Source organism: Haloferax prahovense (assembly GCF_000723845.1).
GTDB lineage: Archaea > Halobacteriota > Halobacteria > Halobacteriales > Haloferacaceae > Haloferax > Haloferax prahovense.
This window is the reverse complement of sequence record NZ_LK053000.1, coordinates 959,984-985,447: the sequence shown is the minus strand read 5'-3', so window position 1 is coordinate 985,447 and position 25,464 is coordinate 959,984. Positions and strand designations below refer to the sequence as shown.

At 64.3% G+C, this 25,464-nt stretch carries 23 protein-coding genes; 9 read left to right on the top strand and 14 right to left on the bottom strand.

Annotated features, from left to right (window positions below; all coding sequences use genetic code 11):
• The first annotated feature begins 19 nt into the window (after positions 1 to 19).
• The 3 genes from BN984_RS04760 to BN984_RS04750 all read left to right on the top strand — a co-directional run bounded on the left by BN984_RS04760 (position 20) and on the right by BN984_RS04750 (position 3,140).
• Positions 20 to 952 (top strand): Vms1/Ankzf1 family peptidyl-tRNA hydrolase, encoded by a 933-nt coding sequence (locus tag BN984_RS04760; protein ID WP_049967787.1) that lies wholly within the window; start codon positions 20 to 22, stop codon positions 950 to 952.
• 124 nt (positions 953 to 1,076) lie between these two features.
• Positions 1,077 to 2,102, top strand: coding sequence for a DUF1611 domain-containing protein (locus BN984_RS04755; protein ID WP_049967786.1), 1,026 nt, complete (start codon positions 1,077 to 1,079; stop codon positions 2,100 to 2,102).
• On the top strand, positions 2,103 to 3,140 hold the full coding sequence (locus tag BN984_RS04750) for a dipeptide epimerase (protein ID WP_049967785.1): 1,038 nt from the start codon (positions 2,103 to 2,105) through the stop codon (positions 3,138 to 3,140).
• Positions 3,141 to 3,187: 47 nt separating this feature from the next.
• Here BN984_RS04750 and BN984_RS04745 read toward each other — a convergent pair whose 3' ends face one another.
• Together BN984_RS04745 and BN984_RS04740 are read right to left on the bottom strand one after the other, a co-directional pair.
• Positions 3,188 to 4,288, bottom strand: coding sequence for a hypothetical protein (locus tag BN984_RS04745; RefSeq protein ID WP_008095166.1), 1,101 nt, complete (start codon positions 4,286 to 4,288; stop codon positions 3,188 to 3,190).
• A 135-nt stretch (positions 4,289 to 4,423) separates the two neighbouring features.
• Entirely contained in the window at positions 4,424 to 5,257 is an 834-nt protein-coding gene (locus BN984_RS04740) for a PspA/IM30 family protein (RefSeq protein WP_008095168.1), read from the bottom strand.
• Positions 5,258 to 5,311: 54 nt separating this feature from the next.
• Here BN984_RS04740 and BN984_RS04735 point away from each other — a divergent pair, with 54 nt between their 5' ends.
• The 3 genes from BN984_RS04735 to BN984_RS04725 all read left to right on the top strand — a co-directional run bounded on the left by BN984_RS04735 (position 5,312) and on the right by BN984_RS04725 (position 8,664).
• Complete coding sequence (locus BN984_RS04735) at positions 5,312 to 5,950, top strand: dienelactone hydrolase family protein (protein ID WP_049967784.1); 639 nt, start codon at positions 5,312 to 5,314, stop codon at positions 5,948 to 5,950.
• 108 nt (positions 5,951 to 6,058) lie between these two features.
• Positions 6,059 to 7,144, top strand: coding sequence for a hypothetical protein (locus BN984_RS04730; RefSeq protein ID WP_049967783.1), 1,086 nt, complete (start codon positions 6,059 to 6,061; stop codon positions 7,142 to 7,144).
• A 341-nt stretch (positions 7,145 to 7,485) separates the two neighbouring features.
• Positions 7,486 to 8,664: a site-specific integrase gene (locus tag BN984_RS04725; protein ID WP_049967782.1), complete on the top strand. Its 1,179-nt coding sequence runs from the start codon at positions 7,486 to 7,488 to the stop codon at positions 8,662 to 8,664.
• A 117-nt stretch (positions 8,665 to 8,781) separates the two neighbouring features.
• Here the strand turns inward: BN984_RS04725 and BN984_RS19405 are convergent, their stop codons facing one another.
• Both BN984_RS19405 and BN984_RS19400 read right to left on the bottom strand, forming a co-directional pair.
• Positions 8,782 to 9,600, bottom strand: coding sequence for a hypothetical protein (locus BN984_RS19405; protein WP_156037885.1), 819 nt, complete (start codon positions 9,598 to 9,600; stop codon positions 8,782 to 8,784).
• A gap of 215 nt (positions 9,601 to 9,815) precedes the next feature.
• Positions 9,816 to 10,079, bottom strand: a complete 264-nt coding sequence (locus tag BN984_RS19400) for a hypothetical protein (RefSeq protein WP_156037884.1) — start codon at positions 10,077 to 10,079, stop codon at positions 9,816 to 9,818.
• A 1,891-nt stretch (positions 10,080 to 11,970) separates the two neighbouring features.
• Here BN984_RS19400 and BN984_RS04720 point away from each other — a divergent pair.
• Positions 11,971 to 12,303, top strand: a complete 333-nt coding sequence (locus BN984_RS04720; protein WP_049967781.1) for a hypothetical protein — start codon at positions 11,971 to 11,973, stop codon at positions 12,301 to 12,303.
• 187 nt (positions 12,304 to 12,490) lie between these two features.
• Here the strand turns inward: BN984_RS04720 and BN984_RS04715 are convergent, their stop codons facing one another.
• The 9 genes from BN984_RS04715 to BN984_RS04675 form a co-directional block, all read right to left on the bottom strand.
• On the bottom strand, positions 12,491 to 12,820 hold the full coding sequence (locus tag BN984_RS04715; RefSeq protein WP_049967780.1) for a transcription factor S: 330 nt from the start codon (positions 12,818 to 12,820) through the stop codon (positions 12,491 to 12,493).
• An 81-nt stretch (positions 12,821 to 12,901) separates the two neighbouring features.
• Complete coding sequence (locus tag BN984_RS04710; protein ID WP_049967779.1) at positions 12,902 to 13,447, bottom strand: hypothetical protein; 546 nt, start codon at positions 13,445 to 13,447, stop codon at positions 12,902 to 12,904.
• A 15-nt stretch (positions 13,448 to 13,462) separates the two neighbouring features.
• A complete protein-coding gene (locus BN984_RS04705) occupies positions 13,463 to 14,371 on the bottom strand; it encodes a hypothetical protein (RefSeq protein ID WP_008095176.1) in 909 nt (302 codons plus the stop codon).
• 76 nt (positions 14,372 to 14,447) lie between these two features.
• Positions 14,448 to 15,284, bottom strand: a complete 837-nt coding sequence (locus BN984_RS04700; RefSeq protein WP_004974790.1) for an RAD55 family ATPase — start codon at positions 15,282 to 15,284, stop codon at positions 14,448 to 14,450.
• A gap of 92 nt (positions 15,285 to 15,376) precedes the next feature.
• Positions 15,377 to 16,339 (bottom strand): beta-ribofuranosylaminobenzene 5'-phosphate synthase family protein, encoded by a 963-nt coding sequence (locus BN984_RS04695; protein ID WP_008095178.1) that lies wholly within the window; start codon positions 16,337 to 16,339, stop codon positions 15,377 to 15,379.
• A gap of 355 nt (positions 16,340 to 16,694) precedes the next feature.
• Positions 16,695 to 17,015, bottom strand: coding sequence for a DUF7126 family protein (locus tag BN984_RS04690; protein ID WP_008095179.1), 321 nt, complete (start codon positions 17,013 to 17,015; stop codon positions 16,695 to 16,697).
• On the bottom strand, positions 17,012 to 17,929 hold the full coding sequence (gene guaA / locus BN984_RS04685; protein ID WP_008095180.1) for a glutamine-hydrolyzing GMP synthase: 918 nt from the start codon (positions 17,927 to 17,929) through the stop codon (positions 17,012 to 17,014). Before guaA ends, BN984_RS04690 begins: the two co-directional genes overlap by 4 nt.
• A complete protein-coding gene (gene pyrG / locus BN984_RS04680; protein WP_008095181.1) occupies positions 17,929 to 19,578 on the bottom strand; it encodes a glutamine hydrolyzing CTP synthase in 1,650 nt (549 codons plus the stop codon). The genes guaA and pyrG overlap by 1 nt, the downstream gene beginning before the upstream one ends.
• Positions 19,579 to 19,713: 135 nt before the next feature.
• Positions 19,714 to 20,271, bottom strand: a complete 558-nt coding sequence (locus tag BN984_RS04675) for a maltose acetyltransferase domain-containing protein (protein WP_049967778.1) — start codon at positions 20,269 to 20,271, stop codon at positions 19,714 to 19,716.
• Positions 20,272 to 20,359: 88 nt separating this feature from the next.
• On the opposite strand from BN984_RS04675, the gene BN984_RS04670 reads away from it, so the two are divergent.
• Positions 20,360 to 21,160: an aldo/keto reductase gene (locus BN984_RS04670; RefSeq protein WP_049967777.1), complete on the top strand. Its 801-nt coding sequence runs from the start codon at positions 20,360 to 20,362 to the stop codon at positions 21,158 to 21,160.
• Between the two features lie 399 nt (positions 21,161 to 21,559).
• Here BN984_RS04670 and ppc read toward each other — a convergent pair whose 3' ends face one another.
• Positions 21,560 to 24,253 (bottom strand): phosphoenolpyruvate carboxylase, encoded by a 2,694-nt coding sequence (gene ppc / locus BN984_RS04660; protein WP_004974804.1) that lies wholly within the window; start codon positions 24,251 to 24,253, stop codon positions 21,560 to 21,562.
• A 225-nt stretch (positions 24,254 to 24,478) separates the two neighbouring features.
• On the opposite strand from ppc, the gene BN984_RS04655 reads away from it, so the two are divergent.
• Complete coding sequence (locus tag BN984_RS04655) at positions 24,479 to 25,324, top strand: Rieske (2Fe-2S) protein (protein WP_008095186.1); 846 nt, start codon at positions 24,479 to 24,481, stop codon at positions 25,322 to 25,324.
• The last annotated feature ends 140 nt before the right edge of the window (positions 25,325 to 25,464 follow it).

The following is a 25,464-nucleotide window of genomic DNA, read 5'->3' as shown; positions in this document are numbered from 1 at the left end:
GGCCCGCACGCGTCCGTGTATGCTGGACGAGTTGTTGGGTCGAGCCGAACTCAAAGCGCGCATCGCCGAGTTGGAAGACGAACGCGACGCGCTAGCCGGGCGTCTGGAGGGCGAGTCCGAGCGCCGAACGGAGGCGGCCCGCGCGCGACAGGAAGCCGAGAAGGAGGTCAACCGCCTCGAAGACCGCATCACCGAACTCGAAGACCGCGTAGAACGCCTCTCGGGCGACGACGACTCTCTCGACTACCGCGGCACCGAGGACCTCCGCGGCGACCGTCTCCGCGAGGTGCTGTCCCGCCTCGACTCGCTTTCGACCGACGCAGAGGGCGCGCTCACCGCCGCCGTCACCGACGACCGCTCGCTCCCCTCGGCCGTCGAGTCCGCCTTCGGCGACCGGGCCTCGCTCGTCCGACGGGCCGCGCCCTGCGTCGCGCTCGCCGACGACGCCGGAGTCGTGACCGTCGCGCTCTCACCGCCACGGCAACCCGACGGCTTCGACGCGTGGAGCGACGGCTTCGACCTCGACCCGGCGTGGTTCCACCCGACCGAGACCACCGTCGTCGCGCTCGTCCGCGGCGACTTGTTCGCTCTCGGCCGCTACGAGGGCGGCGACCTCTCGTTCGTCGAGGGCTTCGAGAGCGACGTGAAGTCCGCCCACTCGAAAGGCGGGTTCTCGCAGGGGCGATTCGAGCGCATCCGCGAGGGCCAAATCGACGACCACCTCGACCGCTGTCACGAGGCGCTCGACGAGTTCCTCGACGGCGGTTCCGGCGCGGGCGCGGGTGCCGCCGGCGGCGACGTCGACCTCGTCGTCCTCGGCGAGCGGACCGTCCTCGGCGAGTTCCGCGACCGGGCCGCGCTGACCGCGACCGTGGACGCCAGCGGCGACCCCGAAGCGGCGCTCACGGAGGCGTCCAGAGAGTTCTGGACCACGCGGCTCTACCGGCTCTGAGCCGGCGGCGACGCCGCGGTGCGCTCCCTGTCGTCCCGAATAGTCGCAGACGACTCGGCGACGCGACCCGACGGTCGCCGCCGAACCGTCCCACCTTTTAGGGTGGCACGTAGTGTCACCCAGTATGAGCGACCCACAGCGAGTCGTCGTCCTCGCACACGAGAAGTTCCCCGACCGCGCGAAGACCGCCACGGGCGTCCTGAAGTACGCCGACTACGACGTGGTGGCCGTCCTCGACCGCGACAACCCCGGCACCTCCGCCGCCGATCACCGCCGCGACCTCCCCGACGTGCCGGTCGTCTCCTCGATGGCCGACGCGCCCGACGCCGACGCCCTCCTCATCGGCATCTCGCCCATCGGCGGCGCGTTCGACGAGACGTGGCGCGACGACGTTCGCACCGCCCTCGAACGCGGCTGCGACCTCATCTCCGGCCTCCACTACTTCCTCACCGAAGACGAGGAGTTCGTCCGACTCGCCGACGAACACGGCTGCGACATCAACGACGTTCGCAAGCCTCACGACGACCTCGGCGTCGCGCAGGGCAAATCGGCCGACGTGGACGCGGAAGTCGTCCTCACCGTCGGAACCGACTGCTCGGTCGGCAAGATGACCGCGACGCTCGAACTCGTCGAGGCCGCCCGCGAGCGCGGCATCGACGCGGGCTTCATCCCCACCGGCCAGACCGGCATCATGATTGCCGGGTGGGGCAACCCCGTCGACCGCGTCGTGAGCGACTTCACCGCCGGCGCGGTCGAGGAGATGATTCTCGAAAAGGGCGACGAACACGACGTGCTGTTCGTCGAGGGCCAAGGAAGCATCGTCCACCCGGCGTACTCCGCGGTCACCTGCGGCATCCTCCACGGCTCGATGGCCGACAAGCTCGTTCTCTGTCACGAGGCCACCCGCGAGGCGATTCACGGCTACGAGGAGTTCGCCCTGCCCGACCTCTCGGAGTACGTCTCGCTGTACGAGAACCTCGCCGCCCCGGTCCACGAGGCCGACGTGGTCGCCGGGATGCTCAACACCTCCCACGTCGACGACGACGTGGAGGCGGCCGAGGCCGTCGACACCTTCGCCGACGAACTCGGCGTCCCCGCGGTCGACCCCGTCCGGTTCGGCTCGGCCGACCTCGTCGACGAGGTGTTCTAGATGCTCGCGACCGAGTTCGAGCGCGTCTCGATGCCGCTGGCCGAGCCGTTCGGCATCGCCCGCGGCGTCCAGACCGAAGCCGAGAACGTCGTCGTCCGAATCGAGGACGAAGGCGGCATGACGGGCGTCGGCGCGGCCGCCCCGTCGTCGCACTACGGCGAGACCGCCGACACCGTCGAGGCCGTGCTTCCGGACCTGCTCTCGGTAGTCGAGCAGGTCGGCGACGCCCACGCCATCGACCGCATCGAGCGCGAGATGGCCGAGACGGTCCGCCGCAACCCGGCCGCGCGGACCGCCGTGAGCATCGCCCTCCACGACCTCGCGGCCAAGCGCCTCGGCGTCCCGCTGTACCGCCTCTGGGGGCTCGACCCCTCGAAGACGCCCACCTCGTCGTACACCGTCGGCCTCGACGACCTCGACACGATGCGCGAGAAGACCGCGGAGGCCTACGAGGCCGGCTACGACGTGCTCAAGGTCAAACTCGGCACCGACCGCGACAGGGCTATCGTCGAGGCCGTCCGCGACGAGGCCCCCGGCGTGACCATCCGGGTCGACGCCAACGAGGCGTGGACGCCCCGCGAGGCCGTCGAGATGACCGAGTTCCTCGCCGACCACGGCGTCGAGTTCGTCGAACAGCCGGTCCCCGCGGAGGACCGCGAGGGGCTGAAGTTCGTCTACGACCACGGCGCGCTCCCCATCGCGGCCGACGAGTCCTGTATCACGGCCGACGACATCCCGAAAATCGCCGACCGGGTCGACATCGCGAACCTCAAACTGATGAAGTGCGGCGGCCTCACAGAGGCGAAACGCGCCGTCCACGCCGCCCGCGCCCACGGGCTGGAAGTCATGCTCGGCTGCATGATAGAGACGAACGCCGCCATCGCGGCGGGCTGTCACCTCGCGCCGCTGCTCGACTACGCCGACCTCGACGGCTCGCTCCTCCTCGCGGACGACCCCTACGAGGGCGTCCCGATGCCGAACGGCGAAATCGACCTCGACGCGCTCGACCGCCCGGGAACCGGCGCACAGCGTCGGTGACGCGGACGCGGTGACGCCGCGACGTCGTCGCGGGACCTCCGACTCCCTCAGGACTCCCAGTCGAGGTCGTCTTCGCGGGTCTCCGACCGGAGCACGAACGGCCCGATAGAGAGCGTCCGCTTGGCGACCGTGGAAATTCGGAGAACCGCGGCCGCGAGCACCGCGAAGGGCGCGAGCGAGACGGCCACCACGAACGCGACCGTGAGAAGCAGGTTCGACACGCCGAGCGTCGCGCCCGTAATCGTCGTCGGGTCGTCGAGAAAGAGAATCGCGCCGATGCTCGCCACGAGCGCGGGGACCGCCGCGTAGAACATCGTCCGCGAGAGGTCGACCAGTTCCCACCGGAAATAGAGCGTCTTGACGTGCTCGCGGGCGGGGCCGAACAGTTCGAGCGCGTCGCGAAGCTCCGACAGCGCGGTCTTCGTCTCCGCCGAGAGGTCGGCGTCGTGGACGCGTCGGAGCCGCGCCGCCTGATAGATTTTCCACGAGTAGTTCAGGTCCAGCGCCGCCGACAGCACCGCGAACGTCCCGAACTGCCGGCCTTCCAAGCGCCCCGCGACCGCCTCGGCGTTCGACTCGACCTCCTCGGCGAACTCGCGGACGCGGGTCGTCGGGTCGTCGGCGGCGTCGACGTCGCTCGCGTCCGCGTCGCCGCTCTCGCCCGCGTCACCGTCCGCACCGAGCGTCTCTTCGACCGCCCGCGCCCGCGACGCGATACCCTCGGCCAGTGCGCGCAGGAACGCCGAGGGCTCCGGCGGCGCGACCGGCGCGTCCAGCAGGTCCGCCACGTCCTCGCGGAAGGTCATCGACCCCTTCATCCGGTCGCGCTGGTCGCCCAGCGGGCCAAGTTCGCGCGAGAGCACGAGCTGATTGATGGTGACGACGAGCGTGACACCCGTGATAATCGCGGTGAGAAGCCCCTGCGCGAGCGTTTCGATGGGGTCCGAGGCCTCGACGGCGACCCGGAGCGGGGTCGGGTCCAGTTGGCCGAGGACGACGACGCTACAGAAGATGACGACGAGCGGGGCCGCGGCGACGACGCGGCGGTCCGCGTCGAGGAGGGCGCGTAGTTTCGCGCGGCTCGTCGTCCCGCGCTCCCGCATCGTGTCGTCGGGCTCGCCGGCCGACGGGCCGCCGGTGTTCGACATGGACGAAGCTATCGCGGGGTGGGGTCAAGTGCGTACTGGCGATTAGTCGGAGGGGCGACCGAGTCGCGGGACGGTGGGGGCGGTAGGGGGGCGGAGCGGTTGAGGCGGCGAGAGAGATTGAGACGGCGGGCGTGCTCAGGAGGAAGAGGACGAGTCGTCTTCGTTCTTCAGCTCTTCGAGCTCGGCTTCGACCTCCTCGTCGGCCACGTCGGTCTCGACGTCCACGTCGGCGTCAGCGGCGCTCTCGCTTTCGGCGTCCGACGACCCGGACGACTTGCCCATCTCGGCTTTGAGCGTCTCCAGTTCGGTGTCGACCTCGGCGCTGGAGCGACCGGCTTCGAGTTCGCGCTCGATGGAGTCCTTGTCCGACAGGGCGTCGTCGAACGCGCCGGAGTCCATGAGTTCGTCCATCGCGGCCGAGCGGGCCTCCATCTCGTCGGTGCGCTCCTCGGCGCGTTCGAGCGCGCGCCCCACGTCGGCCATCTCGTCGCCGACGCCGGACATGGCCTCGGAGACGCGGCTCGACGCCTCGGCGGCCTCGTAGCGGGCCTTCATCGTCTCTTTTTTCGTGCGGAACTCCTCGATGCGGCTCTGGAGTTCGTCCTTCTTGTTGACGAGCTGGTCCTGCGTCTCCTGCAGGCTGGCGATTTGGGTCTCCAGCTCCTCGATTTGGCTCATCTTCGCCTGCTTCTTTTCGAGCGCCTTGCGCGCGAGGTCCTCGCGGTCCTGCTGGACGGCCTCGCGGGCCTGGTCGTTGTGCTTTTCGACGTTCTCTTCGAGGCGGCGCTTCTGAATTTCCAGTCGCTTCTTCTGGGTGGTCAGGTCGGCGATACCCTGTTTGACCTGCTGTAGCTCGTCGCGCATCTTCTCGTAGGAGTAGTCGAGCGTCTCGGTCGGGTCCTCCGCACGGTTGAGGAGGGCGTTTATCTTCGACCGGATGACGTACGACGTGCGAGAGAGAATTCCCATACCCAATTACTACGCGACGTTCGGCTTAAAACCTCACCAGCGCAACCTGTCTCTATGACCGAGACGATTCTCGTTCCCGGGGGGCGCGACGTGCGGGCGACCCTCGACCGCGCCCGCGAAGACGGTGCGGACGGCACGAACGACCCGGCGACCCGAAGCGACGCCGTCGTCGTCGCCTGTCCGCCCCATCCACAACACCAAGGCCGCCGCGGCGACGGCCGCCTCGTCGCCGTCAGCGACGCGCTCACCGCCCGCGGCGTCGACTGCCTCCGCTTCGATTACGGCGCGTGGGACGAGGGCTATGGCGAGCGCGCCGACACCCTCCGGGCGGTCGAGTGGGCCGCGGAACGCTACGACCGCGTGGGCCTGTTCGGCTTCTCGTTCGGCGGTGCGATGGCGCTCCTCGCGGCCGCCGAGGGCGCGGCCGTGGACGCCGTCTCCGCGCTCGGCCCCGCCGGGCGACTCGCCGACGACCTCGACGCGATCGCGGCCTTCGACCGCATCCCCGTGCCCGTGCAGGTCGTCTACGGCACCCGCGACGACGTCGCCGACTGGGAACCCGTCGTCGAGCGCGCCCGCGAGTACCACCAACCGGTCGTCGAGTTCGCGGCCGACCACTTCTTCGTCGGCCAAGAGGCGAAGGTCGCGGCCGCCGTCGCCGACTTCCTCCTCGCGAACCTCGGCGTCGAGTGAGAACGAGGGTGGGAGACGGGGTCGCCTCCGACGCCAGCGACCCGCGACGAAACGACCGATGACAATTCGACCGAACGACATTTTTGACTCGGCTCCGAAGCCGGGCGTATGGTCCCCCGAAAGCGACTCGCCGCCGTCGTCGCCCTCCTCCTCGTCGGCGTCGCGCTGAGCCAGTCGTTCGCCGTCGCCACCTCTACTTCCTCGCTCGAATCGACGTACGAAGCCGACGAGGTGACGGCCGATTCGCCGCCCGGCCTCGTCGCCTCCTACGACCCCGGCGTGGTCAACCTCGCCGCGACGGTCAACCGGACGCCGCAACTCCGAGAGCCGGTCGCCACCGCCGCCCGGACCGGCCGGTACGACGGCGATATCGAGCCCGAGGCGTACATGACCCTCTCGGACGTGAACGAAGACGCCGAGTTCGCGGTCTACGACGGCCGGTACTACCGCTTCTCGCTGAACGTCTCGGGCGACCCGGTCCGTGCGACAATCGAACTCGACCCGACCGACTGGGAGACCGTCGCCGCCGCGGCGTCGTCGCCCGCCGCGAACGCCAGCGCCGACGTGCGCGAGGCCATCGACGGCGGCACAGTCACCAACAGTACGTTCGTCGTGCCGGGGCTCTACGAGCGCGGCGACGCGCACTATCTCGTCTCCCCCGCGAACGAGGGCGAGATTCTCGGGAACTTTCTCGCCGTCATCGGTGGGTTCCTGTTCAACCCCATCGGCTGGGCGTACACCGTCGCCGGTCTCGGCCTCCTCGGTGCCATCCGGATGCGCCGCCGCGCCCGCCCGCTGGACCGCCGAACCGCCCTACTGGTCGTCCCCGGCACGCTCGTCGCGATGTGGCTGGCGACGACGCTCACCAACACGGGCTCGCTCGGCATGCGCTACGTCCTCGTTCCCGGCATCGGCGCCGTGACCGCCTTCGGACTGTTCGCCGGCTTCTGCATCCGCCGCGGGTCGTGGAAGTCGCTCGTCGGTTGGAGCGTCGCGCTCACCGTCGTCGTCATCGCGGCCGACGCCGTCGCAATCGGCCTCGTCGGGACGATATTCGGCGCTCTGGGACTCGTCGTCGGCTGGTTCGGGAGCCTGTTGCTCCTTCCGTACGGCTACGCGCTCGCGGCCGATTCCGAGGACGAAGTCGAGGACGGGCCGGGTGCGGTGACGGCCGCGGAGTTGGGTGACGGGTGACTCGGCTCGGTAAGGTGTGAGTGTGTGGAGAAGTCGGGGGGCGGGGCCTCAGTTGTACTCCCGCCACCGATAGCCGCACTCTTGGCACTTGCAAGAGTGCGGCTCAGGGGGTGCCCTGTATAAAGATTGCCCAAATCTCTTATACTGGATACTTTCTGAACCTTACTCAATGTAATCTGACCCAACGCTGTCTGCCGGTTTTGGAACCTCCAATGGTGGAGAACTACATTTCTACCAGATTCCTCACCATTTTATTTGCCCCATCAGGCAACGAGGAATTAAGTACTAATCTGAGAAATGTAGATACAGAGCCTGCGGCGGCAATACAAGGGTTCTCACCCATGAGTAAGACAAACCAGACACCGGACAATAGTGGTAACGCTGACTTAAAAGAGAATCAGGCACAACAGGACTTGTGCGATTTCCTGTCTGAGCGAAGCGAACTTGATGTCACCTACGAGGAGCCAGACGATGGGCGGGACCGTCGCCACGACTGCCTGCCTGTCGCCCGTACCTACGATGGCGATAAAGCAGAGGTGAGCGATTTCCCCAGTGGCAAGAACGATGGCCGGGGCAACTTCAGCAAGTCCACCTACACCCGATACCGGGATACGGTGAACGACTTCATCCAAACGCAAGGCGTGAGCGACTTGATGGACCTAACGCCTCGTGAGATTAATCGCTACAATCAGGTGACTCAACGTCGAGACTATGCTCGAACCACTCGTGACGGATTGCTCGAAACGCTTGAAGTGTTCTTCAAATGGGCAGAATCGGAGTGGCGTGCGCCCCGTGGTGATAACAAACTCAGTGAGACAATCGCCCGAAAGCGGGAAGATTTGGACGTAGGTGGCGACGAGAAATCACGGGCGGGCGACGACAATCACCGTATCTCGACTGAGCGAGCACAGGTGATTATCGGAGACTTGGCGGAATTCAAGTACGCATCTCGACAGATGATTGAGTTTCTTCTAATCTATCACGTCGGTATGCGGAAATCCGCGCTACTGTCCATCAATTGTGACGACGTGATGACACGAAAGGGAATCATCCAGATTCGCAATCGCCCGGAGCAAACTGGGGTCCGACTCAAGCGCGGCAATAAGGGTGAACGTGACGTGAATATAGCCAGCGGTGTCATGAGTGTCGTCATTGACTACATCGAGTCAAACCGGACGGAACCGCGAGACGGCAGTGATGCGCTACTCACATCATGGGCGGGACGGATAGATGACTCAACGCTATATCGGGATATCACCGGACTGACGAAGTGCGGTGAGTGTACCGACGACGACGGTAAGCCCCTCGTCAAGCAGAACGCCTCGGACTGCCCCGAGTCTATCGGCTGTCACGACTTGCGCCGGGTGGCGATTACCCGAATGCGAGATGAAGGAATGTCGTGGGACACGATTAGTGGACGGGTGAATGCTACTGTCCAAATGCTCAAGCACCACTACGATTCACCGACCCACTCACAGGCGGCAGAACGGCGCAAGGAAGAGGTTCTAAACGCATTATAGGGGGAAACCCTTGCGGACCACTGAGGGGCCACACAGACGCCTCACGCGCCTCTCTGTCTGTTTGTCAATCCTGTCCCGACAGTGAGGAACAGATGTTAGAAGATACTGTGTATCCGTCTACTCTAATCGTCGGAGATACGGCGCAATTCTTTGATATATCGCCTCTGCCCGTCGCTCTTGACCAGCATCGTCAGGCCATCCACTCTCGTCCCACTTTGGCTGGTACATTCCCGAACTCAATATTTCATTAGTATATCCGTCACCTATTGACCCTTTCAGTCTGGATACGTACATTTTTTCTTTTGCCTCTTCAAATAATTCTAATCCCTTCAGATTAGTCGGGGGATTACCACCACTGAATTCTTGACTCGCTACTTCAGATGTCAATTCATTCAGTGCCCGCGCAATATCTGAATCTGACTCGAACTCCTCGTCTGTCGAACCAAAACGGAAGACCGTAATTTCATCCCGATTGTCGTAGAAATCTCGCATTGTCTCTTGCGAGAATTCACTAAACGAATAATCGGAATCGACTTCTACGCCAGTTTGTTCAAGAATGAACTGTGGAATCCAATGCTTTACCAGACCTTGTTCTGGTTCGTAAGCAAATTGGCCGTTTTTGAAATAGAATACAATTGGTCTGACTGGTTGGTCGTCTGGCGCGACTTTTAACTCATCTCCATCTCTGACAGTAGCACTATTCTCTTTATCTGAGATGTAGGTGAATTGGCAGAAGGAATGGTCCCCGTGAGAGTCACTATGGTAGGAATTCATCCCCTTATGCTCAAGTGCGATTGGGTCCTCACCCTCAACTACTGTCTTCTCGCTTCGCTTTCTCCACGTATTGTCAATTAAATTGTGAAGTTCTTCTGGTGTAGGGAGGTTTTCTTCGGGAAGGTTTATTTTACCAAACCGGAATCTCATACTTTCTGCCATGTTGGTTTGAATATGATTGTCCAGACACATAAATGCTTGTGGACCACAGTGAAAGTGTAACCGCATTACAGAGCAGGGATGAAAAATAGCAGTTTTTGAACTATGGAATTGCGGCAATCTATCTGTACGCAACTGTGATTATGGATTTCCGTTATTAGCGCAACGGGAACCGCTACGAAGCAAACAATATGTACCGAAGAGTTGATGTGTTCCCTTCAGCCAAGACGTGGGTCCCGGTCCCGTTTGCCCCTCAACCAGTCTCGCATGGCTTGCTCAAGTGCCTCTCCTGATAGTTCCCCAGTCTCTTCAGAACTATGCTCAGGCCGTCGCCGTCGTAGTTCGTCACGTTTCGTCTCAGCCGACGCAAGTTCCTCAAGCCCTTCCTTCATGGCATCGGCAATGCGTTCATCGGAGAACTGCTCAAGTGCCTCTGCGTTCGAGTCAGACACCTCTACGGAAAGTTCGTAGACTCTACTCATCGTCGTCCCCGTATCGCGCAATCGTCTCCTCTGCCATCAGGCGCACCATTGCGCCACGGCTGATTCTCGACTCGCTCCCGAACCGAGCGCGAGTTGCTTCTTTAAGTGTGGACAATTCATCAGACTTCAGACTAACCATTGTGTTAGTATTACCATTCATAATTGCAAAAAGTGAGTTTGGACGAAACGGCACTCACTAAGCCAGTAACCATCATGACATAATGACATCGAGCGAAACTCGAATGAGCCACAGACGGGCCATGTAGTCAAAAGTATCAATCAATTGACTACACAATATACTACGTACTGCAACTACTTAAATCTTTTGGTTATTTGATATGTATTTTTATATGAGTGCATATTGCCTGACCAGATTTCAGGATATTTTGACAATTGAGTAGGCTGGCCCCGTCCGGCGAAAATTATCCGAATCTATAAAAAATTGTTTGGTCACAAAAAGTAGTCAGGTAACACTATGTTATCGTAAGACTTATATATTTGTAGTGCATAGTTGTATATAACGATTGCGAAAAATCTACGTTGATTCCTCTACACATTTTTGAGGAAAATTGAAAGAGAAGGGCCGAAACCTGTCTCAGCAGGATTTCAGTACAAATATTAGTACATTCTCAACTTACTAAAATCTTTCGGTCTTTTTATACTTAGTAGTCGAACCGCAGTCGTGGATGACAATTGAGTACAACGACGAACATACAGACGGCTGACAGTATCGAAAGCGAATCACTTGCCCGACTCACCGTAGAGGCAGGCAAGTATTATGGCAAGACGGCAGGCGAGACTCTGCCCCGACGTGAGGTAGTCCTACAGGCAGAGGCGAATGGCTACACCACGACAGAGGCAAATGCCCTGCTCGAAGGCAAGGGGCAGACGGTTGAGATACCAGAGCAAGGCGATTTGTTCGGGGACTTGTGGCGCACTGAATTACCCAATGCTAACCCCACACGTATTGGCTCATTCCTGACATGGCTTGAAGAACGACGAGACAAGGCTCACCCGTATCCGCTTCAACACACGTGGTCCCACCGTAACGCCCGCAAGCGATTCGCTCGCTCGAAGGACGTGGACCGCTACTTTTGGAAGAATCATGAAAATTTCACGACAGTATTGCTCACTCGCACTGCCGACAAGAGTACCGCCGGACTAATTGAGCAAACAGAGTCGTTCAACCCACGGGCATACAAGGCGAAACGCCGCAGGTTGCTCAAGAGCCTGTCTACCGACTATGCAGGAGTCTCGTGCATCGCCCCGAAGTACGACCTACCCATGGCTAACTCCACAGTCTTGAGCCATGTACACGAGGCATACTGGATTCCGGGCCACCATTCGACAGAGGACTTTCAGCCACTCTTGGACAAGCACCGTGAGACGGTCCCGGGAGCGACGACGGCACACGTCTCAGTGCAACACCATTCGTCCGATACCTACCCATGGCTAACTCCACAGAGTGAGACAGACGCTATCCGTGGGACGACGACGGCACTCCCCTACGAACTGGCGGCGAACCTGCCTCTGATGAACGTAGCGACGGACGCCTCAGACTTGCACGACTCTCGTGCGCTCGAATGGTGCGCCCGCCTCTCGGCAGGCTCAGACGGGGACCACTCCACCAAGGGTGTACGTCGATGGCAACCGTTCGGACGATTCCGTGAGTGTGCCGATACGGTGAAGGATGGCCTACGGTACAAGGTGGAGCGCGACTATCGGAGGACCGTCAGAGACGAACTGAATGACCCATGGCTAAGTCCACAACAGTCTGAGTCGAACGTCATGCACTCCCTCCCTTCAAAGGCGGCTTGATGCTCACGAAATCATCAGATTCAGAGCCTCCAACGGGATATGTCCAGTCTCAGAATATAAGGGAAATCTTATCATGAAACCAAAAGAAATCGAACTAACAATTCCAGAAACACACGACAGAATCGTAGAAATCGTAACCGCTTCTCTCGAATCGGAGGGGATTTCCTACGAGACAGAGTATTGGCTTGACGACAGCAGTAGGGTGGACGTCTACTACGATGGAATTGTCATAGAAGTCAAATCGTCGGTGGGAGTTATAGACCATGATAAACTCGCCAGATACGAGGCGCACCCAGAAGTGTCCGAAGTGGTCTTAGTCATGCCCGAACCCCATGCTTCGAGGGTCGAGACGGGGGACTATCGGATTCTCACGATTCCGAGGGAGCAGTTCACCGTGACATTTTGAGATTACTGGAAGTGACGGCAATTATTGCTGATTATTCACGGAGTATTCCAGCAAATAGGTAGTTTGAAGTGGCGGTGAACCGTTGTTTCATCTGGAAAGATTACGATGCAATCGTTGCAAGAACTAAGGCTCACCCGGAAATCCAATTCTGCCACTAATGGTGGTTCTGAGCCTTCTACCGCTGGTTTTAGTTATACTCTCTCCAGCGGTAATGACAGTCCTTGCACTTGAAAAAGCGCGTCGGCGGTTCGTCGGCAGACCCGGTCTGCTTGATTGTGTACCACGCCTTGGTGTGGCCGCAGTCGTCGCAGTGAACGTCCTTCGCGGTGGGCTTGCCCTCGAACTCCGCGCCCTCTTCGGTCTCGATGAGTTCGTCGCCCGACTGCGCCTCGGTGGAGACGAACTCCGCCGCGAGTTCCTCGTCGCGCTCGGCGGTCCCCCCGCAGTCGTCGTTCGTGCAGGTCATCGCGCCGTTCTGGCTCACCATCATCGAACCGCACTCGTCGCAGAACTGCATACCCGCCGGTAGCGGACCGAGGGCAAAGAAGCTGTCACTCCGCGCTGTCGGGAGAATCAGAACCGACCCGCCGCGCCGTAGTCAGTCGTCTTTCTCGACCATCGGGCAGTTCCGCACCCGGAAGTGGTCGCTGTCTTCGAGTTCGACGATGGTCGTCCCCTCGTGGTGGCACGCGAGCGCCGGCGGGTCGCCGAAGTGCTCGCAGCGCTGGCAGAACTCGGTCTTGGGGACGACGTGGTCCGAGACGCCGTCGGCGTCGTCGACGGGGGTGGCCTCGGCTCCGACGCCGACGGCCGTCGCGCGGTCGTCGTCTTCACCTTCGACGAGCGCCGTCCACACGTCCTCGCGGTCGAGTTCGCCGACCTCGACCGACTCGAAGAGTTCGTCCGTCTCGTCGCGCTGGTCGGTGACGCGCGAGCGAGCGCGGCGTTCGGCCACGCGTCCGGCGAGGTCCGAAAGCGGGGCCGAGTCGGCGTCGTCGCTTCGCCCGTCGCGGCTTCCGTCCGGGGCGCGGACGGCTTCGGCGCTGTCGTCTCCCGGGTCGGCGCGTCCGAATGAGTCGTCGCGGTCGCCGGAGACGGATGGCTCGCCCTCCGCCGCGTCGTCTGTTGAGTTGTCGTCGGTCATCGTCCTCGTGAGTCTTCAGTCGTCGCCGTGTTCGCTCCCCGCCGCGGCACCCTGCTGAGCCGACTCCTCCTCCCGGGAGGCGTATCGGTCGTCGTCGCCGTCGGTCGCGTCGTCGACCACGCCGGTAATCGCCTCGTCGAGGAGGTCGGCGACCTCGTCGGTCGCGCGGGCGTCGTCCGCCGATTCCAGCGCGGGGAGCCGGCCGGTGTGGAGCGTCGCCGACCCGAAGAAACCGGGCGAGGACGACAGCTCGCGGAACGGGGACCGACACGACGGACAGCGGGGCTCCGCGAGCAGGTCCAGGTGGACGGTCTCGTCGCACTCCTCGCATCGCGCTTTCTTCTCGCCGGCCGCGTTCGCGGTGCGGAGGAGTTCGGCGAGCGCCTGTCGTTCGAGGCCGGCGGCTTCGAGGTCGGCCGCCCGACCGCGGAGGTCGAGTAGCGTCCGCGCGACCGTCCGGAGGTTCTCGTCGAGCGTCGCGGTCGTCTCGTCGAGGTAGGTGAGAATCTCCTCGAAGTTCTCGAAGCCGGCGTCGACCCGCTCGTCTAGGTCGGTCACGCGGTTCCGAGCCGCGCGCACGTCGTCGGCCAGTCGGTCGAGTTCGGCGTCTAACTCCGGATGCGTGTGGTCGCGCGGAGCCTTCTCGTCCGCCTCGCGCTTGACCTGCACGACGCGCATCCGAACGTCTGATATCTTCTCGTCCAGTTCGCCTTCGAGCTCATCGACGCGCGCTTCGACCCCGCCGAGGCGGTCCGAGACCGCGTCCGCGCCGTCGAGCGATTCGCCCGCGTCGCTCACGGCGAGCCGATAGGTCCCGAGGGCCCGTGCGAGCACCGTCTCCGGGTCGACGCCCTCCTCGTCGGCGCGCGCCTCGACCCACGTGCGGAGGTCGTCTGGGAGCGACACCCCGTCTTCCCCTTCCATCTTCGTTTCCAGTTTGTCTACGCAGCCTTAAGAACTATCCCCGAATTCGCGACTGTTCGGTGATTCGACAGTCGAATCAGCGAATCTTCCGCACGTCGCTCACGTCGAGGCCGCTCTCGTTGATTTCGGTCTCGAACTGCACGATGTTCTCGCTCTCTAACCGGGCGAGCACGCCGCGGAACTCCTGGACGACCATGGTCCGCGCGCGCTTCGACCCCCCGGACTCCCACTCGAAAAGCAGCGAGCCGCCGGTCGCGCCCTTGAGGACGCCGAGTTCGGTCTTCGAGAGCGCCTCGGTGCTCACGAGCACGAGGATGAGCCCGCCCCACTGGTAGGAGGCTTTCTCCAGTCCCTTGATGACCATCGCGATGTCAGACCACGTCATCTCGTCGGACTGGCTCGCCACGAGGTCGGTCAGGGAGTCGATGACGACGAGGTTGCCGGGCGCGTGCTGACTCAGGGTGGTCCCCAGCGCGCCCAGCACGGACTCGCGGTTGTGTCGGTGGCCGAGGTCCTCCAACTTCGTCGGCTGGCCGAGGTACCACTCGCGCGGAATCGGGCTGAGTTGGAAGTACTCCGGCGAGAGGTCGTGGAACTCGATGTGTTCGACCGCGGATTCGACGAGTTCGTCGTCCATCGTGTAACCCATCTCGCGGCGCAGGTACTCCTCGCCGGCGGTAAACGAGACGTAGTGAATCTCCGGCGGCGGCGTCGCGGTGTCCGCGAGCGAGCCGTAGTGGAGGTCGAACAGCTCCTCGTCGGTGTGCGAGAGGGCGTTCATCGTCGCGCTCGTGTAGAGGAACTCCCGAGCGCCCGCGCCGGACTCGCCCGCGAGGAGCACGACGTTCCCCGGGGGTGCGCCGCCGCCGATGATGCTGTCGAGGCGGGGGACGCCGAAGGGGATTTGAGACATATCGAACCCGACTCGGCCGCGTCGGTTAGGCGTTTCGGGGAGCGCGACGCGAGGTTCCGCCGCCGGCGCTCCCGCTCCGTCGTCCCCCGCGCTCACTCCACGCTCGCGCCGCGGTTCCGCCCGCGGGCGACCGAGACGCTTCCGTCGATGTCGGCGTCAGCCAGCGCTGCCCGCCCCGCCTCGACCGCCTCGTCGACGTGGTCGGCGTCGGTCACGCCGTAGACGGTCGGCCCCCACGACGACTGACCCGCGCCGTAGACGACCGGCGACTCGGACAGCGACGAGACGAGCGCGCCGACCGGCGGCCGGTAGACGCCGCCCTGCTCGTCGGCGTACCACGTGCCGTTGAGCCGGCCGACGGACTCGACGGCCTCGCCGAAGCGCTCGGCGGACCCCTCGGCGAGCGCCGGGAGCAGTCGTCTGGTGACGATGCCGGCGATTCGGTCGCCGGTCTGTGCGTCCGCGCGCTCGACGACGGAGCGCATGCTCGACTCCTCGGCCGCGCCGTTGCGGCCGGGGTCCACGTCGGGGACGACGAGCAGGAACCGCCAGCGGTCGGGTATCTCGTGTCGGGCGGCGACCGCCGGCACCGACCACGAACCGTCTTCCGGTCGGTCGGTGGTGAACCGCGCGGTCGGGTGGCCCGCGTCGAGGACGGCCCCGCCGGCTTCGAAGGTGCCGACGCCGACGCCGGAGCGGCCGCCGCGACCCATCTCGGGGGCGAGTCGGCGCACGTCGGCCTCGCGGCCCGTCGCGGCCCCGACCGCCCGCAACACCGCGAGCGCGAGCTGTGTCCCGCTCCCGAGGCCGGCGTGTCGCGGCAGGGTGCGCTCGACCGAGAGGTCGACGCCCTCGACGCCGAGAAGTTCGACCGCCTGCTCGGCGTACTCGCGGGCGGCGGGATGCCGACACCGAACCTCGGACGCGGGCTCGGCGGCGACGACCACCCGCGGCTCGTCGAGCGCGACGCCCACGCCGCCGTAGAGGCGGTCGCGGGCGAGGCTCAGATTGAGGAAGCCGAAGTGGATGCGCGCGCCGGTCGAGACCCGGACCATGTCACCGGCTATCGGCGGGGACGCCAAAAGGGGGTTTCGACCATGGCAACGCGGGCCGGAGTCACCCGCCGCTGTCGGCCGGTTTCGACTCTCGTGGCGGTCGAAGAGGGTGGGCCGAGCGTTCGAAAGCGCAGGAAGAACGAAAGCGGGGCGAACTGAAATCGGGGCCGTGCCGCCGCGGTCGTCGCGCCGCCGGCGAGTAGCAGTCCGGTCGCGCCGAGGCTCTTCAGCATCGTTCGCCGGGAGAAAGACGACAGTTGCAACCGTCATGAAGGTCCATAAAGCCAGCAATATTTCTACAAATCAATTATTGAAAAACTCTTCGGGTCGAGACAGTCAGGCGTTCCTGACCGTCTCAGACGAGTTCTTCGGCGACCACGTCGACCGAGAGCAGGTTCGGGTCGATGGCGAGGTCGGCCTGCGCCGTGGCGAACTCCGGAAGGGAGTCGTAGGCGTAGGTCACGACGCGCACGTCGGGGTTCAGTTCCTTCGCCACCGAGATGGCCGTCGCGTCGTCCATATCGGTGAGCACGAACAGGTCGGCGTCCTCGATGCCGGCCTCGCCGAGCGAGTCGGCGGAGGCGATACCGCTGACGCGGACGACCGTCGCGCCCTCGGTTTCGAGCGCCTCGCCGAGTCCGTCGGGGTCGGTCCCCGCGACGACTGCCGTCGTCATTCGTACTCGATGGTCGCCGGCGGTTTGTGGGTCACGTCGTAGACGACGCGGGCGACGTTCTCGTTCGTTCCGGTGATGCGCGACTGGATGCGCTGGAGGGTGTCCCACGGCAGTTCCTGCGCGCGGGCGGTCATGCCGTCGCGCGACTCCACGGAGCGGACCGAGACGATCCAACCGTGGACGCGGTTGTCACCCTTGACGCCGGTGCCCTTGCCGATGACGGCGGCGAACGCCTGCCACGGCTCGTGCTTTTCGGTCTCGTCTTCGACGACGTGACACGCGTCGCGGGCGACCTGCACCTTCTCGGGCGTGACTTCGCCGAGGACGCGGACCGCGAGGCCCGGCCCCGGGAACGGCATCCGCTCGGCGATGATGGACTCGAGGCCGAGCGCGCGGGCGACCTCGCGGACCTCGTCCTTGTAGAGGTCGCGGACGGGTTCGACGATGCCCTCGAAGTCCACCACGTCCGGCAGACCGCCGACGTTGTGGTGGGACTTGATGTTGCCCTCGGACTCGATGCGGTCGGGGTAGATGGTCCCCTGTACGAGGTACTGGGCGTCGGTCTCTTTCGCCTCGCGTTCGAACTCGCGGATGAACTGCTCGCCGATGACCTTGCGCTTTTCTTCGGGGTCGACGACGCCGTCGAGGGCGTCGAAGAATCGGTCCCGGGCGTCGACGACGCGGAGGCTCTCCATGAAGGAGAAGGTGTCCGCAATCTGCTCGGTCTCGCCTTTGCGCATCAGGCCGGTGTCGACGTAGACCGGGGTGAGTTGCTCGCCGACGGCCTCGTAGGCGAGCGTCGCGGCGACCGAGGAGTCCACGCCGCCCGAGAGGGCGATGATGGCGTGCTCGTCGCCGATTTGGTCACGAATCGATGCGGTCGCGTCTTCGATGAATTCGTCTACGTTTACCATTATGCTGTCACCTCTTCGTTGCCGAGTTCGCGCGCGTCGAGTTCGCCGAGGACCGCGCGGAGGAAGCCGAGGAACGGCGGGCTCGCGCGGTCGGGTCGGGAGCGGAACTCGGGGTGGAACTGCGTCCCGAAGAAGAACGGGTGGTTGGTCAGTTCGAGAATCTCCATGCGGTTTTCGGCGCGGCCGGAAAAACGGAGCCCCTCGGACTCGAGTTCGTCGATGAGTTCGGGGTTCACCTCGTAGCGGTGGCGGTGGCGCTCCGTACAGGAGGTGTCGCCGTAGACCGCCTCCGCGAGCGTGCCGGCGTCGATGTCGGTGTCGTGCGCGCCGAGGCGCATCGTGCCGCCCATCTCGTCGACCTCGTACTGCTCGGGCAGGAGGTCGATGACGGGGTACGGCGTGTCGGGGTCGAGTTCGGCCGAGTGGGCGTCCTCGTGGCCGAGGACGTTCCGGGCCTGCTCGACGACGGCCATCTGGAAGCCCAGACAGAGGCCGAGGAACGGGATGTCGTTCTCGCGGGCGTAGCGGATGGCTTCGATTTTCCCGCCGGTTCCGCGGGAGCCGAAGCCGCCGGGGACGACGACGCCGTCGGCGTCCTTCAGGCGCTCTTCGTGCTTGTCGAGCATCTCGTCGGAGTCGACCCAGAGGATGTTCACGTCGACGCCGCACTCGATGCCCGCGTGCTTGAGCGCCTCGTGGATGGACATGTAGGCGTCTTCGAGGGCGTACTTGCCGACGAGCGCGATATCGACCGAGCCGGTTCGGTCGGCCGTGACGAGCTCGCGCCAGCGGCTGTCGCGGTCTTCCTTCGGAAGCGCCTCGTCGGCGATGCCGAGTCGCTCCATGACGTACTCGTCGAGGCCCTCCTCTTCGACCATCAGCGGGACGTGGTAGATGTCCGGCACGTCGGGGTTGGAGAACACGGCGGCGTCCGGCACGTCGCAGAACTGCGCGATTTTGGTCTTCGTCGCCGGTTCGAGCTTGTCGTCGGCGCGGCCGACGAGGATGTCGGGCTGGAGGCCGATGCTCCGAAGCTCCTTGACGGAGTGCTGGGTGGGCTTCGTCTTCTGCTCGCCGTTCTTCGAGTAGGGGACGAGCGTGACGTGCGTGAACAGCACGTCGCCGTCTTCCTCCTCGGAGGCGAACTGGCGGAGCGATTCGAGGAACGGCATCGACTCGATGTCGCCGACGGTGCCGCCGACCTCGACGATACACACGTCGGTCCCCTCGGCCGCCTCGCGGATGCGGCGCTTGATGTCTTCCGTGACGTGCGGGATAATCTGGACCGTCTTCCCGAGGTAGTCGCCGTCGCGCTCCTTCTGGATGACGTGCTGGTAGGTCTTGCCCGTCGTGATGTTGTGGTCGGCGGTCATGTCGACGCCGAGGAACCGCTCGTAGTTCCCGAGGTCGAGGTCGACTTCAGCGCCGTCTTTCAGCACGTACACCTCCCCGTGCTCGTAGGGGTTCATCGTCCCGGCGTCGACGTTCAGGTACGGGTCAATCTTGACCGCGGTGACGTCGAACCCGGCGTTCTTCAGGAGTCGGCCGGTGCTCGCGGCCGTGATACCCTTCCCGAGACCGGACATGACACCCCCGGTTACGAAAATGAACTTGCGCCCCATCTCTGGGTCGTATTCGTCCGTCGGCATACTGACCGTGTGCGAGCGTACTTCAAAACCATTTCGGAGGGAACATCGTGTGCCAGAGCACCGCACGCTCCCGAATCCGCGAGAATCGCGCGACGGCGACGCGACGATGACGCCGACTCGGCGGCGCGTCCCCAGTCAGTCCAGCCTTTTAATGACCCGCGCCGGGTTACCGCCGACGACCACCGAGTCGGGCACGTCCTTCGTGACGACCGCACCCGAGGCGACCACCACGTCGTCGCCGATGGTGACGCCGGGATTGACGACCGCCCGGCCGCCGAGCCACGCGTTGTCGCCGATGGTCACCGGCTCCCCCGACTCGGGGCCCTTGATTCGCTCCGCGGCGTCGAGCGGGTGGGTCGCGGTGTAGATGTGAACGCCCGGCGCGAGCTGGCAGTTGTCGCCGAGCGTGATGGGACACACGTCGAGGAAGACGCAGTCGAAGTTGGCGAAGAACCGCTCGCCGACGCGGATGTTGTAGCCGTAGTCGCAGCGGAACGTCGGCTCGATTTCGAACGATTCGCCGACCTCCCCGAACAGCTCCCGAATCAGCTCCTCGCGGCGTTCGATTTGGGTCTCGTCGGTCTCGTTGAACAGGCGCGTGAGCCGCCGCGCGCGCTTTCGTTCCGCGACGAGTTCCGGGTCGCTCGCGTCGTACAGTTCGCCCGCGAGCATCTTCTCCTTCTCGGAGGGCATACCCTCGATGACTGGGGGAGCGGTGGTAAGTGTACGCACGACTTCCGCAACCGCAGGATTTGACTCGCCCGCCCACGACCACCCGTGCATGAAGGACTTCCCGCGACTCGGCTTCGGGACGTACAAGCTCGAAGACCGCGACGAGTGCGTCGAGGCCGTCAAGACCGCCCTCGACGTTGGCTACCGCCACGTCGACACGGCCCAGATGTACCACAACGAGGAGTTCGTCGGCGAGGGGCTCGCCGAATCCGACGTCGACATCGACGACGTGTTCGTGGCGACGAAGCTCGACACCGACAACCTCGGCCACGACGACGTGCTGGAGACCGCCCGCGAGTCCGCCGAAAAGCTCGGCGTCGACACCATCGACCTGCTGTACGTTCACTGGCCGCTCGACAGCTACGACGAGGACGAGACGCTCGCGGCCCTCGACGAACTCGTCGAGGAGGGCGTCATCGCCAACGTCGGCCTGAGCAACTTCCGACCCGACCAGCTCGAATCGGCAATCGAGACGCTCGACGCGTCCGTGTTCGCCCACCAGGTCGAGATGCACCCGATGCTCCAGCAGCGCGAACTCCGCGAACACGCCGCGGAACACGACCACCGTCTGGTCGCCTACTCGCCCATCGCGCGCAACCAAGTCGCCGACGAGGCGGTCATCGTCGACATCGCCGAGAAGCACGACGCCTCGCCGGCGCAGGTCGCCCTCGCGTGGCTCATCGAGAAGGGTGCGACGCCCATCCCGAAGGCCGCCTCACCCGACCACATCCGCGACAACTTCGCCGCGCTCGACCTCGACCTCGACGACGAGGACGTGGCCGCCATCGACGACCTCGATTCGACCCACCGCATCGTCGACTTCGAGGAAGCGCCGTGGAACCACGCCTGACCTGAGTCGACTCAACCCTGACCGATACCGGTGACGCTGAGAATCCTCATTTTTCGCCGCGAACGGCCCGCTGTGTGTCGTCTTCGTCACCGACGAATCCCTGATAGAGCGGGCCGTGGGTCCCCGCCACAAACAGGGTGAACATATATGATGGACTCGGCCGTACTGGCGAATATGGTAACGGTGGTGGTGTGCCCGCACTGCGGACAGGAAGTGGAATCGAGATACGAGGGCGACGCCGACTTCGACGGTGTCAGACAGCGGTTAAAAAGCGAGTATCGCGTCGCGCGGCAGACCTGTCCGGTCTGTTCGAACCCGTACGATCTCCGTCGGGCCTAATCGGTTCCGACGGCGCGGCGACGACGGTCTCGGCGGGTGGCCGAGGGCGTCGGCATCGCGTTATCCCGTGTTCTTCATCCCGGCGGCGATTCCTTTGACCGTGAGCCGCAGGGTCTGTTCTTCCTCGTCGGTCCGGTGGGTCTGCGACAGCAGGTGCGTCTGCAGCAGGTTCAGCGGGTCGACGTAGGGGTTGCGGCGGCGGAGGCTCTCTTCGAGCCACTCGCGCTTCAGGAGACTGCTACGCTCGCTGATGTCGAGCATGAGGTCCGCGGCGTCCTCGTACTCCTCGGTGAGGCGGGTGAAGAACTCCTCGCGGAGCTCCTCGTCGGCGAGGTTCGCGTACTCCGTGGCGATTTCGAGGTCGGTGCGCGCCAGCGCCATCGCGGCGTTGTCGAACGTGCTCCGGAAGAACGCCCACTCGTCGTACATCTCGCGGAGGTCGTCCATGTCGCCGCCGTCTTCGAGGAAGGCGTTGACGCCGGCGGCCAGCGAGTACCAGCCGGGGAGGATACACCGCGACTGGGTCCACGAGAACACCCACGGGATGGCGCGGAGGTCCTCGACGCTGCGCTCGTCGGACCGAGAGGCCGGCCGGGAGCCGAGATTGAGTTCCTCGATGACGGTGATGGGCGTCGCCTGCTCGAAGTAGGAGACGAAACCGTCGGATTCGAGGAGGTTCCGGTACTCCTCGCGGGCGGCGGTCGCCATGGTGTCCATGGCGTCGACCCAGCGGTCGGGCACCTCCTCTTCGGGCGTCCGGATCGCCTGCAGGCGGGCGCGAATCTGGGCGTTGAGCATCTGTTCGAGGTTCCGCTCCGCGATTCGCGGGTTGGCGTACTTCTCGGCGATGGCCTCGCCCTGCTCGGTGAACTTAATCTGTCCCGTGACGGTCTCGTTCGGGAGCGCGAGCATGGCTTCGTTCATCGGACCGCCGCCGCGGGAGATGGAGCCGCCGCGGCCGTGGAACAGCCGCATCGTCACGTCGAAGTCGTCGCAGATGTCGGCGAGGCGGCGCTGGTTCTTGTAGAGGTCCCAGTTGGCCGCGAGGAAGCCGTTTTCCTTGTTCGAATCGGAGTAGCCCAGCATAATCTCCTGGACGTCGTTCCGGGCGGCGAGCGCCGTCCCGTAGGCCTCGTTTTCGAACAGCGTGCCCATGATTCGGCGCGCGCCGTTGAGCGCCGACTCGGTTTCGAGGAGCGGGACCACGTCGATGCCGCAGTGGTCGGGCAGAGAGACCACGCCCGCTTGGTCGGCGAGGAACAGCACTTCGAGGACGTGCGACGGCTCTTCGGTCATCGAGATGCAGTAGGTGTCGATAGCGCCGACGCCGTACTCGCGCTGCCACTCGCCGAGCTTGCGGAACCGGCGGAGGACGCGCTCGGCCGTCTCGGAGATGTCACCGGGGTCTTCGAGGTCGACGACCGGCTCTTCCTGCAAAATCGCGTCGGTGAGGAGTTCGACGCGCTCCTCCTCCGAGCTCCCGTAGTAGTCGAGGCCCTCGTGGGCGAGCGCCTCGTGGACGGCCTCGGTGTGGTTCTCCTGGTGGTCGCGGAGGTCGAGGCTGGCGAGGGTGAAGCCGAACGTGTCGGCCTGCCGCATCAGGGGCTCGACGTACACGTCCGCGACCTGCGCCGCGCCGGTCCGCCGGAGGCTGGCGTCGATGACTTCGAGGTCGGCCAAGAGTTCGCTCTCGTCCGCGTAGCCGTTCGGCCGCACGTCCTCGACGCGGCGGAGTCGCTCGCGCATCAGTTTGAGCTTCTGGCGGTACGGCTCGTTGGGGTAGCGCTCGTCGGCCTCCTCGGCGACGACGGGGAGGAGTTCGCGGTCGGCCTTCAGCGAGCGTTCGAGCTCGTGGCCGGGGTCGATTCGCGTCGCGTCCTGACTCAGCACACCGGAGAGACGTTTGAGCGAGTCGCTGTACTTTTCCAGGGCGACGCTGCGCTGGCGTTCGAGCGTATCCTCTGTCACCTCGGGCGTGACGAACGGGTTGCCGTCGCGGTCGGAGCCTGCCCACGACCGGAACTCGAACAGCTTCGGCACGTCGAGGCCGGGGTACTCGGCCCGAAGCTCCTCTTCGAGTTCCTCGTACACCTCGCCGACAACGTCGAAAAGCGTGTTTTCGAGGTACCACTGGACGTTGCGGGCTTCGTCGGTCGGCTCCGGGCGGCGGTCGCGGACCTGCGAGGTCTGCCAGAGGCTCGTCACCTCGGCGACGACGTGCCGCCACTCCTGGTCGTGTTCGAGGTCGGTGAGGCGGCGCTCGTCGAGCGTCTCCAGCCGGTTGGCGATGGAGCGGAGCTTCGATTTCACCGTCTTGCGGCGGGCCTCGGTCGGGTGCGCCGTGAACGTCGGTTCGATGAGCACGTCTTCGAGGACCCGTCCCAGAAGCTCCTCGTCGACCTCCTCGTCGTCCAGCGCGTCGAGCGTGTCGAGGATACCGTCTTCGAGCGTCCCCTCCTGTGACGCCTCGCGGATGACGCGAACACGCTCGCGCTCCTCGGCGAGGTTGATGAGTTCGAAGTAGGTGGTGAACGCGCGGGCGACGACGCTCTCGCGCTCCGGTTCGAGGTCGCCGACCACGTCGTAGAGCCGCTCGCGCGACCCGGACTCGCCCTTTCGGTAGGCGATGGCCGCCTGCCGAAGCTCTTCGACCGTCTCGAACGACGCCGTCGACGTCTGCGCTTCGAGCACGTCCCCGAGCAACGCCCCGAGCTCGCGAACATCTTGCCGCACGTCTCTGGTGTGCAATCGCATCGTACTCGGATACGAGTAGCACATTCTAAAAGGCCACGAGTAACGTCGAAAATTTGCCCGGAAGTCGGTTCTAAACGAACGTTACGAACGTTTTCGTCCAGTTTTCGACGACCGACGAATTCCGCGCGTTCGAGCGGTCGAACCCCCTCGCTGGCGGCCGTTTCGTGGGGCGTACTACCACGGTGGATTCGTCACGCTTTTACTGGCCGCCTCGAAGGTGGGAGTATGAGCGATAGCGACAAGTACCCCGCCGACTCGGGTCGCCGTCGGTTCGTCAAGGGCGTCGTCGGGGGAGCGGCGCTCGCGGGCGTGGGAACGACAGGCGCGGCCGCCATCAACACCGCAACGTCATCCACCGGGACCGGTGGGGGGCCGACGCAGGCGTACGCCATCGAGAACACCGGCGGTCCCGCACCGCGCGGCATGCCGCAGATTCCGATTGAGATCGACGACGAGGGCTACATCCGCGGCGTCTGGCCGGAGGTACAGACCATCACCCAGAACGGTGTGGATGTCGAACTCGCCCTCACCGAGGACTACCAGGGGACGGGCGTCACCTACTCGCAGGACTGGTACCAGTACTGCGGCGTGCAGACCTACGAGGGCCTGAACCCGACCTACGAGTCTGACAACTACTTCCGCTCCGACAACGGCGGGTACGACTGGCAGTCCGAGACGTACAGCGCCGGCGACCGCCTGAACGTCAACGACTTCGACGAGTACGAGACCTGGGGCAACGGCATCGGACAGGCCGGCATCGGGATGCCCGCGACCGGCACCTGGCGCTCCCAAGACGCCGAGGACACGATTCCGATTCAGGTGCTCCGCTCGACGCGCATCGAAGAGGCCGCCCAAGACAACGAGTGGCTCGCCGCCTCGACGGACCAGGGCGTCATCGCGTGGCTCAACAAGTGTACCCACTTCTGCTGTGTCCCCGGCTACAAGCAGACGGCCAGTTCCGCCACGTTCGGCGGCGAAAACGGGGTCTACTGCCAGTGCCACCAGTCCATCTACGACCCCTTCTCCATCGTCCAGACGCTGTTTACGGCGCTGCCGCGTCCGGGCGAGTAACGACCCTCGAAGCCGCCCTCCCGTTTCGAGTCCGACCGCGACGCGTTCCCGCCGTTTTCTCTTTTCCGACTCCCGAACGACCCGTTTCCGCCCCGACGAGCCGCTCGTTTCGACCCCGTGGTCTCGTTTTCGTCTTCCGC

Bases quoted from the DNA above. Each gene is read 5' to 3' on its own strand.
- BN984_RS04690 (WP_008095179.1), bottom strand. From the start codon at position 17,015: ATGACGACGGCAGTCGTCGCGGGGACCGACCCCGACGGACTCGGCGAG.
- pyrG (WP_008095181.1), bottom strand. From the start codon at position 19,578: ATGCCGACGGACGAATACGACCCAGAGATGGGGCGCAAGTTCATTTTC.
- BN984_RS04655 (WP_008095186.1), top strand. From the start codon at position 24,479: ATGAGCGATAGCGACAAGTACCCCGCCGACTCGGGTCGCCGTCGGTTC.
- BN984_RS04760 (WP_049967787.1), top strand. From the start codon at position 20: ATGCTGGACGAGTTGTTGGGTCGAGCCGAACTCAAAGCGCGCATCGCC.
- BN984_RS04700 (WP_004974790.1), bottom strand. From the start codon at position 15,284: ATGTCTCAAATCCCCTTCGGCGTCCCCCGCCTCGACAGCATCATCGGC.
- BN984_RS19400 (WP_156037884.1), bottom strand. From the start codon at position 10,079: ATGAGTAGAGTCTACGAACTTTCCGTAGAGGTGTCTGACTCGAACGCA.
- BN984_RS04715 (WP_049967780.1), bottom strand. From the start codon at position 12,820: ATGCAGTTCTGCGACGAGTGCGGTTCGATGATGGTGAGCCAGAACGGC.
- BN984_RS19405 (WP_156037885.1), bottom strand. From the start codon at position 9,600: ATGGCAGAAAGTATGAGATTCCGGTTTGGTAAAATAAACCTTCCCGAA.
- BN984_RS04705 (WP_008095176.1), bottom strand. From the start codon at position 14,371: ATGGAAGGGGAAGACGGGGTGTCGCTCCCAGACGACCTCCGCACGTGG.
- BN984_RS04745 (WP_008095166.1), bottom strand. From the start codon at position 4,288: ATGTCGAACACCGGCGGCCCGTCGGCCGGCGAGCCCGACGACACGATG.
- BN984_RS04670 (WP_049967777.1), top strand. From the start codon at position 20,360: ATGAAGGACTTCCCGCGACTCGGCTTCGGGACGTACAAGCTCGAAGAC.
- BN984_RS04675 (WP_049967778.1), bottom strand. From the start codon at position 20,271: ATGCCCTCCGAGAAGGAGAAGATGCTCGCGGGCGAACTGTACGACGCG.
- BN984_RS04750 (WP_049967785.1), top strand. From the start codon at position 2,103: ATGCTCGCGACCGAGTTCGAGCGCGTCTCGATGCCGCTGGCCGAGCCG.
- BN984_RS04725 (WP_049967782.1), top strand. From the start codon at position 7,486: ATGAGTAAGACAAACCAGACACCGGACAATAGTGGTAACGCTGACTTA.
- BN984_RS04735 (WP_049967784.1), top strand. From the start codon at position 5,312: ATGACCGAGACGATTCTCGTTCCCGGGGGGCGCGACGTGCGGGCGACC.
- ppc (WP_004974804.1), bottom strand. From the start codon at position 24,253: ATGCGATTGCACACCAGAGACGTGCGGCAAGATGTTCGCGAGCTCGGG.
- BN984_RS04730 (WP_049967783.1), top strand. From the start codon at position 6,059: ATGGTCCCCCGAAAGCGACTCGCCGCCGTCGTCGCCCTCCTCCTCGTC.
- guaA (WP_008095180.1), bottom strand. From the start codon at position 17,929: ATGGTAAACGTAGACGAATTCATCGAAGACGCGACCGCATCGATTCGT.
- BN984_RS04695 (WP_008095178.1), bottom strand. From the start codon at position 16,339: ATGGTCCGGGTCTCGACCGGCGCGCGCATCCACTTCGGCTTCCTCAAT.
- BN984_RS04720 (WP_049967781.1), top strand. From the start codon at position 11,971: ATGAAACCAAAAGAAATCGAACTAACAATTCCAGAAACACACGACAGA.
- BN984_RS04710 (WP_049967779.1), bottom strand. From the start codon at position 13,447: ATGACCGACGACAACTCAACAGACGACGCGGCGGAGGGCGAGCCATCC.
- BN984_RS04740 (WP_008095168.1), bottom strand. From the start codon at position 5,257: ATGGGAATTCTCTCTCGCACGTCGTACGTCATCCGGTCGAAGATAAAC.
- BN984_RS04755 (WP_049967786.1), top strand. From the start codon at position 1,077: ATGAGCGACCCACAGCGAGTCGTCGTCCTCGCACACGAGAAGTTCCCC.